This window comes from Stenotrophomonas sp. 28608_Sma (assembly GCF_056486185.1).
On record NZ_CM151308.1, the window covers coordinates 1,660,219 to 1,675,564 of the forward strand.

Here is a 15,346-nt window from a genome sequence, read left to right on the forward strand (position 1 = left end):
ACCTGCTTGCGTCGCTGCGAAGAAAAAGCGGAGGCCGAAGCCTCCGCGCTGATCAACGAAGCAGTGCAACCTTTACAGCAGGCCGGACTCCGCAAAGGAGAACGGGGCACCCTGGCCGACGATGATGTGGTCCAGTACCCGCACATCGATGAGCGCCAGCGCGACCTGCAGTTGCTGGGTCAGCATGCGATCCGCGCTCGACGGTTCGGAGATGCCCGAGGGGTGCTGGTGGCTGAAGACCACCGCGGCGGCATTCAACTCCAGCACACGCTGCGCGACGACACGCGGATAGACCGATGTCGAGTTGATCGTGCCCCTGAACAACGGCTCGTAGGCCAGCACCTGGTGCATGCTGTCCAGGAACACAGCGGCGAATATCTCATTGGGCTCAGCGACCAGTTTCAGACGCAGGTAGTCCCGCACAGCGGCCGGTCGGCTGAGGCACGGTCCAGCTTTGAAGATCCGTCTCTCCAGCAGCACGATGGCTTGCTGGATGATCCAGTCCTCGTGTTGGGTAGCGATGGCGGAAAGCGACTCCAGGTAGGAGTCATTGACGACGAAAGACATGGCGAACCTCCAGACGGTGAGATCGGAGGGCGCGCGCCCTGGGAGGGCAAGCCCTCCTGGGGAACGAACAAGGTGCATCCATCACCGCGGTAGCGGTGATCGTTCGCGGCCAGGACGCGAGGCGAACGGGTTGCGGTCAGCGCAGCGGACTGCGCCGTAGCCTTGAAGACCGGGGCTACCTGGGCATGTCGCCGACGACGTCGGCAGGCATTTCCGATGTGGGTGTGGTGGCGGGATCGCCGGCGGCGAGCATGTCCATGGCTGACAGCAAGGCATCGCCCTCGATCGGACCCTGCAGCAGGATCGCCTTGCCGCTTTCGCGATCGTGCAGCCGCAGCGACGGCGTGGCGGTCACGCCGCTGTTCGTGGCTTCCGCAGTTTGGGTACGAATCGCCGCGTCGGGCCGCTCGCTCGCGATGCACTGCTCGATGGCTGGCGTCAGGTCGGGGTAGCGCAGGTCCTCGGGCAAGCCCTGGCCGTCGCTGCGCGTGTGGGCATATACCCACTCGACGGCTTGCCAGAAGGTGGCATGCCCGCCGGCTTCGCCGGCGCATTCCGCCAGACGCGCTTCGGCAGAAGCGGCCGGTTCATGTGCGGCCAACGGCAGGTGGTGCCATTGCAAGGCCACGTCGGCATTGCCGGCCACCCAACGTTTGAGCACAGGGAAATAGGACCGGCAGAACGGGCATTCGAGGTCCGCGTACAGCGTCAGTGTGAAACGACCTTCCGGATTGCCCATCTGCCACGGAGGCCCTGCCACCTGTGTCTCGCTGACTGGCGCCGAAGTCTGAGGTGTGGACCCGCCTGGCGAACGGGACACGAGCCAGATCAGCAGCAGTGCAACCAGCACTGCAGCCAACGCCCACGGCCAGCGGGTCCCCCAGCGCCGACGGCGGAACGCCTGCACCTGCATCGGGATGGAAGGATGTTTGTGTTCCATGGCGTTCTCCGGCTTACGACAGTTCCAAGGCGGGCGACTCGATGCCGCGTGCCTGGTCGATCTTCTCGGCCACCTTGAAGGCGGCTTCCAGCTCGGTGCAGCCGTATTGCTGCATGAGCTGGTAGCGCTCGGCCTTCTCCTCGGGTTCGGTCTGCGCAAGCGCGAGGTAAAGGCTCGGCGGCACCGCGCGGAACAACACTTCCATCGACTTCGACAGGATCACGCCCTCGGTGAATTTCCCCCCCTCCTTGCGCGCAGAAAGCATCAGCGCTTTCTGCGCTGGTGAGAGTTCACGGAAGCGTGCAATCTTCTCGACCTCATCGGGCGGCATCGACAGGCAGATCCACCACTCAATCATGTTGAGCATGGGCTCTGCGGCACGCGGCAGGTCGTCGATGTTCTGGGTCGCCAGCCAGAACCAGGCGCCCAATTTGCGCCACATCTTGGTAATTTTCACGACGTAGGGCGCGAGCAACGGGTTCTTCGTGATGATGTGGCCTTCGTCGGTCACATTGATGATCGGACGACCCAGGTACTGGTCGCGCTCGGCGATGTTGTTCACCGTGCTGATCAGGCTGATGTAGGCGATGGAGAGCTGCGCGTTGTAGCCCTCGCGGGCATAGGTCGCCAGATCCACCAGCGTGATGTCGGCCTCGGGCCACGGCGTGCCATCGCGGTCGAACATCTCGCCATCGGTGCCTTGGCAGAACATGTCCATCGCGTCCGCCATCTCCAGCAGCCGCATGCGCCGCATCTCGGGAAGCGTCGAGTCCTGACCGCGGGCGCGCAGCGCGTTGCGCACGTCGCGAGTGAGCACCGTGCGCTTCTCAGCCACGCAGTGTTCGGCGGCGTCGAGGATGCACTGGCGGATCAGCGAACGGTCGGCCCGCGTCATCCGGGCTTCCTCCTTGTCCTCGCCGCCGGTGATCATCAGCCGTGCCGTGATCTCCAACTCGCCCAACACGTCACGCTGTTCGTCTGCCTCCATGACCGAGGCATCCGGTGGCAGGTCTTCGTCCAACGCATCGGCATCGAGCGTCTGCACGTCGCTGGGTGTTTCGATCAGCCGGCGGGCATCCGCGAACGGTGCCAGGCTGATGCCCGATCCGGGGGCCAGCTTGACCCGGTTCACCGTCAGGCCCAGGCGCCTGGCGAAGTCGCTGAACAGCCCGAAGCTGTTGCCGGCTTCCACGATGAAGAGGCGCGGCCGGTAGATGGCCGTGACCTGGTTCAGCAGGTTGTTGAGCGTGGCGCTCTTGCCCGAGCCGGTGGGGCCGAACAGGAATAGATGGGCATTCATCTGCCTGTCTAAGCGGTTCAGCGGATCAAACGTGATCGGCCCGCCACCGCGGTTGAAGAACGTGTTGCCCGGATGGCCCGTACCCTGGCTGCGACCCCACGCCGGCGAGAGATTCGCCACATGCTGGGCGAACATCAGTTGGGTGAACCAGTTTCGCCGATCCTGCGCGGGGTTGTAGCAGCACGGTAGCCAGCGCAGATAGCTGTTGAGCGGCGCGACTTCATCGTCCTCGCGAACGGGCTGCAACCCCGCGTTGAGCATCACGTTGGCGAGGTCCAGACCGCGCCGGTCAAGCTCGGCTTCGTCGCGTCCGCGCAGATAGAAGGCCAGCGTGCCGCGGTAGAGTTTGTGCGCGCTGCCGATGAGCGAGCGCGCCTCCTGCACGTCCTTGAGCGTCTGCTCCGATGCCAGTGTTTCGCCGACTGCCTTCTTCGCCAGGTGGTTCAGGTGCGATTCGAGAATGTCCTGGGGCGTCGCCACCATGGTCAGACACATCGTCGTGTCCTCGGGCATCTGATCGAACAGCGTGTTGATCGCATCGCCCTTGCGGGTTTCGCCAGTCAGGTGTCCCGTTCCGGGCGGCATGCGCAGCCGGTCAGTGACCAACACACGGTGCGGTATGCCGTCGAAGTGCCAGGTGCCATGCTCCACGTCCGAGCGTGGCTGGCTGAAGAAAAGCCGCTGGCTAAAATCCCGCCCGCTCGCCAGTTCGATCTCGCCAGCCTCGGTGTCGGCGGGGTAGCGCGCGAACGCATAGAAGCGCTCCCGGTCCTCGACCCCAGGCCCGAGCAGCGTCGGACGCGGGTTGAACCAGCGCAGCAGCCAGTCATGGACGTCTGCCGCACCCAGGCGGCGAGCCTGGATGCCGGCGTTCGCCAGCCCGCCGCACAGGCGGTCGCAGACGATGTTCAGCATCTGCTCGGGTGTCTGGCCCCGGCGGTTTGCCTGGCCCTGTCCTTGTCCGGTCACGCGGCGATAGACGACCATGCGCACACGCCTCGTCTGGCCGCGCCAGCGCAAGCGTGTGACCACCGTGTCCTGGAACAAGCCACCGGGCTTGGCCACCGCGCGCAGATGGTGGGCAAAGAACCGCAGGTAGAACTCCGTGAACACCGTGCCACGGGCGCGCGGCTGCACGTAGTCGCGCAACGTCTGCATGTACTGGTCGAAGCTCGGTTCGTCCTGGGCGTAGAGCTGCAACACCCAGGGGTTCTCGTCCAGTTCATCGAAGCTGTCCTGGAGCGCGTTTTCTAAGGCGTCGCGGGCGTGCGCGAGCCAGCCGGGTTCCCGGCCCTCGGTCCCCAGCGGCACCAGCTCGAAGAAGGCGGCCACCGATTGGCCGTCCTCCAGGAGCATCGATTTCGACTCGGGCAAGAACTCCACCCAGGGCAGCAGTTCCACGAAGGACGGTGCGACGTCGTACAGCGCCTGCTCGTCGGCCTCCGTCGCCGGCTTGCGGCCCCGGACTGCCGAGCCGGGTTCGGGGATGCCGACCTGCCGCAAGGCCTCGACGTGGCGCTGCCAGCCGTCCGGCTGCTCATCATCACCAGCGCCGGATGCGGCCAGCTTCGGCGCGGCCGGCTTAGGCCAGGGAAGTTTCCACCGCATCAGTAGGCCTCCACGCGCTCGCCTGGCATGGCGTACTGGATGCGCTGGTTGAGCGGGAAGACCGTCGTGTAGCCCGGCACCGGCACGGGGTCCGTGCCCGCCAGGTGCGGATACACGTACATGACGAGATCGGGATTGGGCAGACGCTGGAACTGGCGGTGGACCTCATTGCGCGCGGTGCGCGTGTAGCGCATCTGCTCGACGGGTGCGACCTGCACGTCGGCGTCGGTCAGGGGCCGACGCAGGCTCTGGCGCGCATCGAGCAGCTGGCGGCCGGCGTTCCGTCCGGCTGCGCCACCGCCGTCGCCGGCCTCCTGCTGCCAGATGTCCATCATCGTGCGGTCACCGTGGGTCAGCAGCTTTTCCTTGCTGGTGGCGCAGCCGCCAAGCACCGCGACGGCGAGGGCCAGTGCCAGGCCACGGGCCAGGTTAGTCAAGTTCGAGTGCATGGCTTTCTCCTGCGCGGTGATCGACCTTGCGGCCTTCGGGATCGAAGTCGATGGCGAGCGGCTTTTCGAGGTGGACGGCAACCTTGGCGCCGGGCTGGACATAGACGGCGGCGAACGCCTGGCCGTACAACTTGTTGACCCAGGCCGACATGTCCCGCACGCCGCCCGCCAGAATCTGGCCGACCGCTTCCTGGCCGGTGATGCCCACGGTGCCGATGGAGCCGTCCGAGCCGACATAGGACATGCGGCCGCTGTCGCTCTCGATGAGTGAGGCCACACCGGCGCCGGCCGCGGTGATCAGGGCCTGCGAGCCGAGGTATTGCTGGGCGTTGCTGCGCCGCTCGCCGCTGACGCAAGGAATGCCGTGGGGATCGCTGATCCAGCCCAAGCCATCGCGCTGTTGGTTGTTCTGCTGGTTGCCCTCGCGGTCTTCGGGGATCGTGCGAATCGTGCCGTCGTGGAAGACGAACGTGATGCTGCGCACCTGGCCGCGCACGCACGAGAGCGTCCAGTCGCCCGAAGCGGTGCCGCTGAACACGGCGCCGGCCACGTCGGGAATGTCGATGCCATTGGCGGTCAGGTTGTCCGGCCCGACCAGAACTTTGAACGGATAGGGATCGTTGACCGTGCCGTCGATCGGCACGCGGCCGATCAGCGCTGTCATGGCGACCGAACCCATGAGCGTGGAGTTGGTCGGCACGGTGTAGACCGGCTTGGCACTCTTGACCCCGGCGGCGCGGGCGCCCGCGTTGGCCACGGTTTCCGCAGTGGTTTCGAGCGTGCTCTGCGCCGGGCCGAAGCTCGTGGGGAAGCTCATGCCGCCGCTCGCGCCACGCCCCCCGTTGCGCCCCTCGGCGGGCTTTGCGTCGTCCGGCTCGACCCACCGCACGCCGCCCTCCATGCCTGCCTCGTCGCCGCCCTGCAGCCCCAGGCCCACGGGCAGGTCCGCATGGCCGCCGCCGCGCCCGCCGATGCTGTCCAGACGCCGCTGCAGGTCGGCGAGCAGCCCTTCGGTCTGCTGGCGCGCGCTGGCCGCCTGCTCTTGGTCGCGGCGCAGGTTGGACCGCTCGGATTCGAGCGCCGAGTTGATGCGCTGGTCGATGGAGTTCTCGCGCTGGCGCAGTCGCTGGTTCTCTTCACGCTGCGACTTGTTGTCCGAGAGCGCGGTCTGAAGCTCGGTGCGCAACTGCTTCACTTGGGCAACGAGCGTCGCCACGGTGTCGCGCGGGGTGTCGCCTTCGATGCCCAGCGCCTTCATTTCATCGGGCGTGAGCTGGGCGCCGTTGTCCGCCGCGGGTGGCGCCGTGCTGCCTCCACCCGAGAACAGCCGGATACCGACGAACAGCACCAGGATGGCAACAGGGATCATCAGCCACTTGAGCAGGCCGTTACTGCGCATGGCGGGCCTCCTTGGTGTTCTCGTCGCCGTCCGGCTGCGGCAGATGCACGGCCGGGTCGAAGCGGTGAATCGCCGGCAGCAGCGACTGCGCGAGACCGCGGCCGCGCGTGACCAGGTACAGGACGGTCGTGTCCTCGGGCGTGCCGCGCGGGCCCAGCGCCTCGTGCTGGAAGGTGGCGGTGAGGAAATCGCCTTGCAGCACGCGCGGGTCGAGCGTGATCCAGCCGCCGCTGCCGTTGGTTAGGCGCACGGCAGTGACCCACTGGTCCTCCAGGCGCCACGACGCGAGTGCGACCGCGCGCACGGGCAGCGTTGGCATCAGTGTGTCCAGGTCGAGGTCGCGGGGCAGGTTGACCCGCATGACGCCCGGAAGCGGCTCGACGGTGCGCAGCGGTGCGTAGAGGTTCTGCGCGGCGAAGCGCGTCAGCACGACAGGGACCGGAGTTTCGCGCCGCGCGGTCCGCGCACCTGCTTGGCCCTGGGCGCGTGCCGGGGCCTCGGCACTGTCGGCCTGCTCGCCATAGCGTCCCGGTGCGCTGTCACCCTCGACGATGCGCACCGGCTCCAGCTCGGCTTCCCCGTCCTTGGGTGGTTCGGCTGCGATGTCCAGCAGGATCAGCGCGCCCGTGTCGGCGTCCTGCAGTTGCAACCGCGTGGGCTCGATCGGCTCGCTGGCGCGCAGGTACACCGCGCCCCCCGCACTCTGCACGCGCAGGCGTTCGCCCACGCCCGCGGGCACGCCCACGCGCACGTTGCGGTCGATGAACACGATGCGTTCCTGACCGACCTTCAGCGGCACTGCCAGTGGCATGCGTTCCCAGCGCAGGATTTCCACTGCATGGGCGACGGGTGCCGCGGCCACGGCCAGTAGCCCCAGCAGCGCGAGTACAGGGTGCTTCATGGGGTGTTTCCTCCTTGAGGCGCTTGCGGAGACAGGCCACTCGGCGCCGGGCGCGTCGGCTCCGGTGCACTGATGCGCTGGGGCGCGCCGTCGTAGCAGTCCAGCGCCAGGCCGAACGGGTTACGGGCGGGATCGACGTCCACCCGCGTGACCTTGATCGGATAGCGCACCAGGGCGCGCTTGACCTGCTCGGCGCCGTAGTACTCGTCCGCCGTGATGTCCAGCGTCACCACCCAGTCGCGATCGGACACGGTGCGCACGCGCGCCGTGGGGTCGTCGCCATAGCCGCGGCCGGGAATCTCGTAGATGCCGCGCACGCGCTGACGCAGCTCGCCCGTGGAGCGGCGGTAGTCATAGTCCGCCCGCAGGAAGGCCTGGCAGGACGGGGTGAGGTACGGCGAGAGCGTGTGGAGGTTGCGCGAGTAGTCTTCCTCGCCATTGGTTGGCCAGCGGTTCAGCGTCTGGAACACGTAGAACGTGAACGCATAGACCGATTCGGGCGGCACTTCCCACCACTTGCGGGTACTGCCAGAGCGCAGGTCGGGCGGGACGTGGATGGTCAGGTCGCGCGGCGCGCTCCACCAGCCGCCGCCCATGACCAGGGCGACGACGACCAGCGCGCCCGCGGCCAGCCGCAAGGTCTTGATGTGCGCCTGCAGGTGGGTGATCTCGTTTTTGAAGCGGCTCATCGCATGCTCCTGCGGGTGGACCAGAAGCCCGAGCGCGAGATCAGCACATGGCCACCCACCCAGCCGGCCATCAGCGGATGGCGCGTGGCGATGCGCCATTGCAGTTGCCGATACAGCCAGGTGTCGGGACGCCCACGCTTGAGGCGGCGCAGGATGCCGCCGCCGATGAAGACGCCGAGCGCCACGCCCAGGACGACGAAGGTCGGCGCCAGCGCGATCGTGCGGAACACCCAGGACAGCGGCGCGCCGACCAGCAGGCCGGCGGCACCGGACAGGCCGCAGCAAATCCAGAGTTCGTCAGCGGTGAGGCCGCGCACCACAACGGGATGGCGGTTGAGCCGGTGCGGAAGGAAGGTGACCGTTCCGTCCGCACGGACGTGCTGCTGCTCGGACATACCGGCCTCGCTTACAGGATGCCGGTGGCTTCGGTGAGCAGCCAGATGCCGATCACAAGCAGCACGGCGCCGATAGCGACCGTGAGGCCGAACTGGCCCCACGTCTTGCGGCCGGTGTGGATCTCCGCGTAGGTCCCGTAGGCGTGGTAGCAGACGCCGATGAACATCGACGCCACCACCAGCAGGGCCACGAGCATGATGATGTCGTAGCCGTAGTTGCGGATCGTCTCCATGATGCCGTTGCCGGTGCCGCGCGTGGGGTTCTCCAATTGCGGCAGACCTTGCGCGAACGACAGCGCCGGCAGCGCGGCGGCGCCCAGGGCCACGGCGGCGCGCTGGGCAAAACGGGAAGTGAGGTTGCGGTTGTGCATGGTCGGGCCTTTCAGGTCAGGACAGAAGGAAGAAACTCAGGACGAGGTACATCGCGACGAAGCGGATGCAGACGCCGAGGAACTGGCGCTGGTTGAGGCGGCTCTCGGACCACCCCACGTAGGCCGTTCGGATGGCCCAGACGCCCCACACGAGCAGGACCGCGAACACGACGCCGACCAGAACGGTCGCCATCGCGGAAGGCGCGATACCGCTGTTGGCTTGAAATGCCGAGACCTGGGCGCCGTTCATTGCTTGCCCTCCGCAGTCGTCGCCGGCAGCGGCTCGGTCGCCCGTTCGGTGCGGTATTCGCCGGCCAGTTCGGAGGGGGCGCGCGGTTGAGCGCGCGATGGCGTCAGGTGAAATTGGATGCCGGCGCGCACGCGCGCCAAGTCAGCCTGGAGCCGCGGGTAATCGAAGTGGTAGCGCTCGCCCGGTGTGATGGGGGTATGCGCGGCGCTGTCCGCGACGGTGCGTTCCAGCGCGTCGAGCTGGCGCAGCGCGGCGACCAACTCCTGGCGCTGCGCCGGGGACTCGGCCAAGGCCATCGGGGACCGGCCCAGCACGAGGGCCGTCACGAGAAAAGTGGGCACGCCGCGATGCGCGGCGCGCAGCCAGATCGAAGCCAACATCGCGCCATTCCTGTGTGATCAGCAATGGGTTGATCGTGGAGATCAGGGCTGTTTCAGGCCGCAAACAATAGGAACCCGGAAGCGACCGGATTGATGGCCTAGAGGTACTTTTTGAAGCTGCCCGCGGTCAGGCTCACGGCCAGTCCCAGCAAGGCTGCGCTGGGCAGCAGGATCAGCAGCGGATGCACCGAGATCGGCAGCGCGAGGTAGGTGATCCAGGGCAGCACGGCCAGCGGCATCAGGCTCGCTTTCGCGCGGTGGTAGATGAAGCCGGATTCCCGGCCCGCGCCGAACCGCCGCACGTCCCGCCGCACCAGGCCGTCGATCAGGCCGACGAATGCCGCAGTGAGGATCAGCGGCAGCGTGAGCACCAGGACCAGCAGGCGCACGAGGAACGTGAGCGTCGTGAAGGCCGCGGCGATCAGGTAGCTCTCGGCCCAGACATAGGCCTGGCTGATGTAATAGCGGAAGTTGCGCGTCGGCTCGCGGCTGGGCGCACGGGCGCGCTCGGCGGTCTGGCTCATGCGCTCCAGCAACCCCGAGCGCACGAACACCCACCCGTACCCGGTATCCACCAGCTCGTGCGCCGTGCGCCCGGGCTCCTGCACCACCACGCTGCGCGTGAAGTGGTTCGACAGGTGCCCGAGTTCGTACTGCAGCATCTGCTGGGAGTGGCGCCAGCCCTGGTCCTTCCAGAACAGGTGCATGCCGACGCACTCCACCACGATCGAGAACAGCAGCGAACCGATCAGCACCCCGAGCAGCCTGAACGGCAAGGTGATGGTGCCGACGATCAGCCCCTGGCGCTGGTTCTGCTCCCGCTGCGCGGTCGAGGCGGCATCCTTCATGGTGCGGCCTCGCCGGTGCTGTCGTCGGCGCCGGTGGCCACCGCGTCAGGCTCGGCCGGAGCGGCGTCATCCAGCAGGTCGTCGGGCAAGGCAGCCTCCTGCAAGGCTGGGGAACTGGTGAACTCCCACCATTGCGTGGCCTCGCTGTAGCTCTGACGCATGTACCCAGCCAGTTGCTGCAAGTCCGCCGGCATCACTTCATCGGGGTCAGGCGCTGGCAGTGGCATCCGGACCTTCCAGAGCTGACCACCCTGCAGCAGCGCGAAGCATTGGCCTTTGGGCAGGCCGACGACGTGGGATGGCTCGATCATCGGCACGCTCGACATGCTGATGCGGTCTTGCGTGTTGCTGGTGAAGTCCGTCGTCCCGCGGATGTCCGAGGCATCGGTCGCGCCGGAGACGATGGTGGTGGTATAGACCTCCACCTTGGGCAATTGACGGGTCAACAATTCCGCGGTGGCGGTTTCCCGAACCCGCAGCATGAACAGGTTGTTGAAGTTGCCGATCACCTGGCCGGCCTTCGCGCGGTTGCCGATGCGGGCCTCGATGTCCGAGAGCGTCTGCGTATACGCGGTCACCTGCAGCCCGGCACCGCCGCCCTTGTTGATAAGGGGGATGAACTCGTCGCCCATCAGTTCGTTGAACTCGTCGGCATGGACGTTGATGGGAATGCGCGTGCCAGCCGAGGCACCCGGCAGGCCGTCGTCGATCCCGTGCTTGTAGATGTGCCCGGCTACCGACACCAGGTCGGAGAACATGGAGTTGCCGACCGCCGCGGCGACTTCAGCATCCGACAGCGCATCCAGGCCGACATAGACCACGGCGCGCTTCCTGATGACTTGCATCCAGTCGAAGATCGGGCGCGCGTCAGACAGGTCGGAGTAATTCGGCGCCAGGAGTTGGGCGATCTTGCCGCTGGTGAGCTTTTCCAGCAGCGGCAGCAGCGATGCAACGATCTTGTCGAAGTAGGTCTTGTCGTAGCGCACCGCCGAGCGCAGGCCATCGAGCACAGGGTCGTAGTTGCGCGCCTGGGAGAGGTATTGCTCCAGCGCCACCACACGCTTCTCGCGCCCGATCATGTTCCTTGGGATGTTCTTCTCGTTGAGCTTGGCCTCGATCTGGACGATCACCTCCCAGGTCTTGGGCTCGGTCTTGGCGAAGTAGTGTTGGGCGTACTCCATGAACAGCGCGTCGATGTTGATTACGTGCCGCTGGATCAGCATGTAGTCCGGGCGCTGCCCCAGTTCCACCAATGCGCGCGCAATGATGTTGACGAAGCGCCATGCGAACTCGCGGAACGCTGCACTGTTGCCCTCGCCGGAGAGTTGCCCGGCAATGCGCGTGGCGACTTCACTGATGCGTCCGAAGCGCCCCACCGCGTTGTAGCGTGCAGAGAACTCGGGCCAGCCGAGGTGAAAGACGTAGAACTCGCCCTCGCGACCCGCTCGCTTGGCTTCGACGTACATGCGTTTCAAGAGATCCGCGTCGCCCTTGGGGTCGATGACGATCACGACCTCATGCTCACCGTCTGCATTCGTGCGACGGATGTCCTGGGTGACGAACAACTCGGCCAGCCGCGTCTTCCCCACGCGCGTGGTGCCCAGCACCAGCGAATGGCCGACGCGCTCACCCAGTGGCAGGCTGACGTCGACCTCGTCGGGTTCGATGCCGTGCAATCGCGGCAGGCCGCCTACCGGTGGCAGTGGCCGCACGGGGTTGAATGACACATCCCAGCCCGTGAGCCGTACGAGGCGAGACAGTGGAAACGGTGCGAACTCCAGCCGCTCCTCCAGGCGTCGCGCCAGCCGGTATGCCGGTGTTGGCTCGACGTAGCGGCGAAATTCCGGCCGGTACGTCTGCATCAGCCTGTGGGTGTGCTTCTGTTCCCACAGGAAACCGCGCCCCACGAACAGGCGCTGCTGGCTGACCGGCACGTCCCTGCTCGTCATCACGTAGCGCGGCAGGCGCCGGATGTTGCGGCGGTAGCGCAGGATCACCCGCGCATCGCGGTAGCGGATCGCGCCATAGGCGCCGAACGCCAGTGCGGCACCGACGCCCATGGCTGGGCTCAGCGCGAGCGACCACGGGGCCACCAGGGACAGAAACGCGGCGCCCGCACATGCCGCGACGGTGTATAGCTCCACCGCTGGGCGCAACAGGACTTCGACGGGCTGTTTCCCCGACATGGCCTCATTGCTCGATGCCGGTCGCCGTGATCAGCGCCGGGTAGTGCCGCAGGCCCAGGCGTTCGGCCAGATCATCGCCGGCCACGGGGGCCATCGGCACGCCAGGCGCCAGTGCGCGCAACCGCGCCAAAGCCTGCGCGGTCTCGACATTGACCACCAGGCCGACCGCGCCGCGGTCGTGCAGCGACGCCGCGTGACGGCGCAGCCAGGCTTGCGAGGTCTCATCGTCGCCGATGACCACGAAAGGCCGCAGGCCCGGTGCCTCGATCACGCGCCGCGCGACGAAGCCGGGCATCAGCTTCGCGCTGCGTACCGGCAGCATCGCTGCCTCGTCAGCGGGGGTGGCGGGAATCTGCGGCGTCGGAATGGGAGGCCGCAACGCGCTGTTGGCGCGTGGCTGCAGGTTAAGCGCTTCGTAGTACGGCAGCGCCGACGCGCCGCCGCGGTCCTCGACCACGATCAGCGGTTCGGCGGCATGCGCGACCAACGGCAGCGCCGCCAGCAGCGCGAGCAGGCCCCGCAGGGTCCAGAGCGGTTTCGTCATGGGGTCGACTCCTGACGCACGGCTCGCGCCGTGGCGATTGAGTGCGTGCCCTGCACGCGGGCGAGGTGTCGGGATACGCTGCGTCGATAGCGGGCGGCAGGCTCACCGCCCGCGGGCCGGTGGTAGCGGCCCATGGCCAGCAGCCAGTCTTCACCGGGGGTGTACTGCTCCTTGAGGATCTCGGCGGCGCTGGCGAGATTGCGGTACGGGTCCAACAAGTCGCAGGCATGGGTGTAGCGGTGCGGGTGGTAGCCCAGGTTGATCTGGCCCAGGCCCGCGTCGATGCGCGTGGGTGGCGTAGATCGCATCGCCTGCTGCAAACCGGCGCAGGCATCGGCACGGGTGGCGAAGCGCCGCGACTGGCCGGCGACATTCAGGGTCCACGGCCATGGGACGATGCGTCCATTGCGTCGCATGCCGCTCTCCTGCAAGGCCACGGCGTAGAGCACCGTCGAGGGAATGCCCGCGCGCTGTGCGGCAAGCTGGTAGGCCGGTGGCGGAACCTCCTGGGCATGGGCGGCGCAGGCGAACAGGCCCGCAGTGAGCGCCAGTGCGCGCAGCAGCGCCGTTACGGCTGGCGTTGCCATTGGCCGTTCACTTCGCGCACAACCGCAGGCAAATCGCCGGGCAGGCTCAGCGACAGCCAGCGGCCGCCGTCGTGGTTGAGCGTGATGCCGCCGCTGCGCACCCGGGCCGGGTCGATCTGGGCGCGCTTGGCCCAGTCGCGGATGCGCGCATCGTCCTGGCGGCTGCCGACCATGTAAAGGTCGAACTCGGCACCCGAGGATTGCAGGCGTTGGACGAGTTGCCCGCAAGCCGCGCAGCCGTCCTTGATGAACACTGCCGTGCGACCGCTGCCCCGCGCAGCGGCGGCGCCTGGCCTCTCGTCAGACAGGTTCACCCGCTGCATGCCGGGGTTCAGGCGCTGCCAGGCCTCGTCGTAGGCGCGCTGGTACGCGAGCAGCTTCTCCACGCGGCGCGCTTCGACTTGCACCTGCAGCTCTGCGTAGCGCCGCCGTTCTTCGTCGGTGCGCGCCTCGATGCCCAGGGCGGACAGCGGGTCCAGATTTGGCGAGTAGATGCCCAGCGGCCCATCCATCAAGTCGCGATAGCGCGCCCATTCCTGCGGTTGCAGGCCCCATTCGCCTGCCACCCGGTCGTCCAGGATGCGGGCGGCCAGCGGGCGCTCCTGGCTCTGCGCATTGCGGGCGGGGGTCGTGGCGGGCTGCTGCGCCCAGGCGGGCAACTGCATGGAGCCCAGCAGGAACGCGTACAGGATGATCGACGGCTTCATGTGGTGGGCTCCGGTCAAGGAATCGCCACGCGACGGGTCTGGTCGCCGGCCTGGAACACCGCGGCATTGCCCTCGATCGCCTGCAGGCGCCACGGACCCAGCGCATCACCCGGCAGCAGCACCTGGAGCTGATCGGGCGTGAAATCTCCGGCACTCGGGGCGACGGACACGCTGCGCTGACCCGCGCGCAGCTCAGCGCCGACGACACGAAATGGCAGCGGCGGCGGTTCGGACTTGGCGGTGGCCGGTTGGCTCGGGGTGCGCCGCTGGGTAGGCGCCGCTGCACGCGCAGTCGCTTGGCGCACCTTGATCTGCTCGACTTCGGTACGCAGCGCCTGAACGTCCTCGGCGGTGGCATAGCCACCCAGCGCCTGTTCGGCTTGAACGATGCGCGCCTCCATTGCCTGCCGAGCGTCTTGCAGGCCTGCGGCGGTGGCGGCTGCGGGCTGCTGCTGCAAGGCCCGCGTGGTCTCGGCCAGCCCGGTCACCTGGGCTTCGAGGCGCTGCAACCGGACATCGAGCTGCTGCTGGTCGGCCTGATCGGTCATCGTCTGGTGGCCCAGGATCGCGAAGACACTGAGACCCAGCAGCCAAAGCCAGAGCAGGCTTTGCAACACCACGGCGGCGGTCGGGCGCCGGAGCGGCTGTGCCGCGTTCATGGCTGGCCTCCCGCAAAGGGGAACGTCTGCACGGCCTCGGCAGCAGGCGGCTCGGACACCGGCTCGGCACCGGTGTCGCGACCAGGCCGCTCGAAGCAGACCTGCCGCGTCCGGTCATCGGCGTGCAGTTCCCAAGCCGGACCGGCCAGGGTGAGCAGTGCATCGCGCAAGGTCATGGGGCCGAGATGCAAGTGCGCCGCCGGCAGCGGCAGCGCGTACAGCTCGATCACCGCATGCGGGGTCTCGCAAAGCTGGTAGCCGCTGCGTTTGAGCACATGCCGCAGCCCGTCGCCGACCGTGGCGCGGACCTCCTTGGGCATGGACACGTCGATGGTCTGCACCAGCAGATCGCGCTGCGCCGCCATCGGCGCCAGCTCCACCAGGGTGTAGCGGCCATAGCGCACGACGGGAATGAACTCGGGCGGTGCAGCCTCGGGCGCGGGTGGGACGTCCTCGACGGTGCTGGCGGCCAGCGGCGGTGGCGTGGTCGCGCAGCCGCTGGCCAAGGCTGCGGCCAGGAGGCTGGTACCGACCAGACACCGGGATACATGGATTGCAGGCATGGC

Annotated in this window: 18 protein-coding genes; all 18 read right to left on the minus strand. The window is 67.5% G+C overall.

Annotated elements, in window-relative coordinates:
• Window positions 1–72: 72 nt before the first annotated feature.
• Window positions 73–567, minus strand: a complete 495-nt coding sequence (locus ACZLHH_RS07595) for a JAB domain-containing protein (RefSeq protein ID WP_003116804.1) — start codon at window positions 565–567, stop codon at window positions 73–75.
• 175 nt (window positions 568–742) lie between these two features.
• The gene (locus tag ACZLHH_RS07600) at window positions 743–1,507 is read right to left on the minus strand and encodes a DsbA family protein (RefSeq protein ID WP_003116805.1); all 765 of its coding nucleotides are present in this window, start codon (window positions 1,505–1,507) and stop codon (window positions 743–745) included.
• Between the two features lie 13 nt (window positions 1,508–1,520).
• Window positions 1,521–4,415, minus strand: a complete 2,895-nt coding sequence (locus ACZLHH_RS07605) for a conjugative transfer ATPase (RefSeq protein WP_013391807.1) — start codon at window positions 4,413–4,415, stop codon at window positions 1,521–1,523.
• Window positions 4,415–4,864, minus strand: a complete 450-nt coding sequence (locus ACZLHH_RS07610; RefSeq protein ID WP_003116807.1) for a TIGR03751 family conjugal transfer lipoprotein — start codon at window positions 4,862–4,864, stop codon at window positions 4,415–4,417. The genes ACZLHH_RS07605 and ACZLHH_RS07610 overlap by 1 nt, the downstream gene beginning before the upstream one ends.
• Window positions 4,845–6,263 carry a TIGR03752 family integrating conjugative element protein gene (locus ACZLHH_RS07615; protein WP_003116808.1) on the minus strand — a complete coding sequence of 473 codons (1,419 nt, stop codon included), beginning with the start codon at window positions 6,261–6,263 and terminating at the stop codon, window positions 4,845–4,847. Before ACZLHH_RS07615 ends, ACZLHH_RS07610 begins: the two co-directional genes overlap by 20 nt.
• Window positions 6,253–7,164: a TIGR03749 family integrating conjugative element protein gene (locus ACZLHH_RS07620; RefSeq protein ID WP_003116809.1), complete on the minus strand. Its 912-nt coding sequence runs from the start codon at window positions 7,162–7,164 to the stop codon at window positions 6,253–6,255. Before ACZLHH_RS07620 ends, ACZLHH_RS07615 begins: the two co-directional genes overlap by 11 nt.
• Window positions 7,161–7,853, minus strand: coding sequence for a PFL_4703 family integrating conjugative element protein (locus ACZLHH_RS07625; RefSeq protein ID WP_003116810.1), 693 nt, complete (start codon window positions 7,851–7,853; stop codon window positions 7,161–7,163). The genes ACZLHH_RS07620 and ACZLHH_RS07625 overlap by 4 nt, the downstream gene beginning before the upstream one ends.
• The gene (locus tag ACZLHH_RS07630; protein WP_003050133.1) at window positions 7,850–8,248 is read right to left on the minus strand and encodes a TIGR03750 family conjugal transfer protein; all 399 of its coding nucleotides are present in this window, start codon (window positions 8,246–8,248) and stop codon (window positions 7,850–7,852) included. Before ACZLHH_RS07630 ends, ACZLHH_RS07625 begins: the two co-directional genes overlap by 4 nt.
• Before the next feature lie 11 nt (window positions 8,249–8,259).
• On the minus strand, window positions 8,260–8,619 hold the full coding sequence (locus ACZLHH_RS07635; RefSeq protein WP_003090173.1) for a TIGR03745 family integrating conjugative element membrane protein: 360 nt from the start codon (window positions 8,617–8,619) through the stop codon (window positions 8,260–8,262).
• Window positions 8,620–8,635: 16 nt separating this feature from the next.
• Complete coding sequence (locus ACZLHH_RS07640; protein ID WP_003050225.1) at window positions 8,636–8,869, minus strand: TIGR03758 family integrating conjugative element protein; 234 nt, start codon at window positions 8,867–8,869, stop codon at window positions 8,636–8,638.
• Entirely contained in the window at window positions 8,866–9,249 is a 384-nt protein-coding gene (locus tag ACZLHH_RS07645) for an integrative conjugative element protein, RAQPRD family (protein WP_013391806.1), read from the minus strand. Before ACZLHH_RS07645 ends, ACZLHH_RS07640 begins: the two co-directional genes overlap by 4 nt.
• A 98-nt stretch (window positions 9,250–9,347) precedes the next feature.
• On the minus strand, window positions 9,348–10,097 hold the full coding sequence (locus tag ACZLHH_RS07650) for a TIGR03747 family integrating conjugative element membrane protein (RefSeq protein WP_013391805.1): 750 nt from the start codon (window positions 10,095–10,097) through the stop codon (window positions 9,348–9,350).
• Window positions 10,094–12,283, minus strand: a complete 2,190-nt coding sequence (traD, locus tag ACZLHH_RS07655; protein WP_013391804.1) for a type IV conjugative transfer system coupling protein TraD — start codon at window positions 12,281–12,283, stop codon at window positions 10,094–10,096. Before traD ends, ACZLHH_RS07650 begins: the two co-directional genes overlap by 4 nt.
• Window positions 12,284–12,287: 4 nt before the next feature.
• Entirely contained in the window at window positions 12,288–12,827 is a 540-nt protein-coding gene (locus ACZLHH_RS07660; RefSeq protein ID WP_013391803.1) for an integrating conjugative element protein, read from the minus strand.
• Window positions 12,824–13,414 (minus strand): transglycosylase SLT domain-containing protein, encoded by a 591-nt coding sequence (locus ACZLHH_RS07665; protein WP_013391802.1) that lies wholly within the window; start codon window positions 13,412–13,414, stop codon window positions 12,824–12,826. Before ACZLHH_RS07665 ends, ACZLHH_RS07660 begins: the two co-directional genes overlap by 4 nt.
• On the minus strand, window positions 13,396–14,121 hold the full coding sequence (locus ACZLHH_RS07670; RefSeq protein ID WP_013391801.1) for a TIGR03759 family integrating conjugative element protein: 726 nt from the start codon (window positions 14,119–14,121) through the stop codon (window positions 13,396–13,398). The genes ACZLHH_RS07665 and ACZLHH_RS07670 overlap by 19 nt, the downstream gene beginning before the upstream one ends.
• 14 nt (window positions 14,122–14,135) lie before the next feature.
• Entirely contained in the window at window positions 14,136–14,780 is a 645-nt protein-coding gene (locus ACZLHH_RS07675) for a hypothetical protein (RefSeq protein ID WP_013391800.1), read from the minus strand.
• A complete protein-coding gene (gene pilL2 / locus ACZLHH_RS07680) occupies window positions 14,777–15,343 on the minus strand; it encodes a PFGI-1 class ICE element type IV pilus protein PilL2 (protein ID WP_016445102.1) in 567 nt (188 codons plus the stop codon). Before pilL2 ends, ACZLHH_RS07675 begins: the two co-directional genes overlap by 4 nt.
• Window positions 15,344–15,346: the final 3 nt, after the last annotated feature.

What these genes read in the sequence shown, in the direction of transcription:
- ACZLHH_RS07595 (WP_003116804.1), bottom strand. Translation starts at nt 567, where the DNA reads ATGTCTTTCGTCGTCAATGACTCCTACCTGGAGTCGCTTTCCGCCATC.
- ACZLHH_RS07600 (WP_003116805.1), bottom strand. Translation starts at nt 1,507, where the DNA reads ATGGAACACAAACATCCTTCCATCCCGATGCAGGTGCAGGCGTTCCGC.
- ACZLHH_RS07605 (WP_013391807.1), bottom strand. Translation starts at nt 4,415, where the DNA reads ATGCGGTGGAAACTTCCCTGGCCTAAGCCGGCCGCGCCGAAGCTGGCC.
- ACZLHH_RS07610 (WP_003116807.1), bottom strand. Translation starts at nt 4,864, where the DNA reads ATGCACTCGAACTTGACTAACCTGGCCCGTGGCCTGGCACTGGCCCTC.
- ACZLHH_RS07615 (WP_003116808.1), bottom strand. Translation starts at nt 6,263, where the DNA reads ATGCGCAGTAACGGCCTGCTCAAGTGGCTGATGATCCCTGTTGCCATC.
- ACZLHH_RS07620 (WP_003116809.1), bottom strand. Translation starts at nt 7,164, where the DNA reads ATGAAGCACCCTGTACTCGCGCTGCTGGGGCTACTGGCCGTGGCCGCG.
- ACZLHH_RS07625 (WP_003116810.1), bottom strand. Translation starts at nt 7,853, where the DNA reads ATGAGCCGCTTCAAAAACGAGATCACCCACCTGCAGGCGCACATCAAG.
- ACZLHH_RS07630 (WP_003050133.1), bottom strand. Translation starts at nt 8,248, where the DNA reads ATGTCCGAGCAGCAGCACGTCCGTGCGGACGGAACGGTCACCTTCCTT.
- ACZLHH_RS07635 (WP_003090173.1), bottom strand. Translation starts at nt 8,619, where the DNA reads ATGCACAACCGCAACCTCACTTCCCGTTTTGCCCAGCGCGCCGCCGTG.
- ACZLHH_RS07640 (WP_003050225.1), bottom strand. Translation starts at nt 8,869, where the DNA reads ATGAACGGCGCCCAGGTCTCGGCATTTCAAGCCAACAGCGGTATCGCG.
- ACZLHH_RS07645 (WP_013391806.1), bottom strand. Translation starts at nt 9,249, where the DNA reads ATGTTGGCTTCGATCTGGCTGCGCGCCGCGCATCGCGGCGTGCCCACT.
- ACZLHH_RS07650 (WP_013391805.1), bottom strand. Translation starts at nt 10,097, where the DNA reads ATGAAGGATGCCGCCTCGACCGCGCAGCGGGAGCAGAACCAGCGCCAG.
- traD (WP_013391804.1), bottom strand. Translation starts at nt 12,283, where the DNA reads ATGTCGGGGAAACAGCCCGTCGAAGTCCTGTTGCGCCCAGCGGTGGAG.
- ACZLHH_RS07660 (WP_013391803.1), bottom strand. Translation starts at nt 12,827, where the DNA reads ATGACGAAACCGCTCTGGACCCTGCGGGGCCTGCTCGCGCTGCTGGCG.
- ACZLHH_RS07665 (WP_013391802.1), bottom strand. Translation starts at nt 13,414, where the DNA reads ATGGCAACGCCAGCCGTAACGGCGCTGCTGCGCGCACTGGCGCTCACT.
- ACZLHH_RS07670 (WP_013391801.1), bottom strand. Translation starts at nt 14,121, where the DNA reads ATGAAGCCGTCGATCATCCTGTACGCGTTCCTGCTGGGCTCCATGCAG.
- ACZLHH_RS07675 (WP_013391800.1), bottom strand. Translation starts at nt 14,780, where the DNA reads ATGAACGCGGCACAGCCGCTCCGGCGCCCGACCGCCGCCGTGGTGTTG.
- pilL2 (WP_016445102.1), bottom strand. Translation starts at nt 15,343, where the DNA reads ATGCCTGCAATCCATGTATCCCGGTGTCTGGTCGGTACCAGCCTCCTG.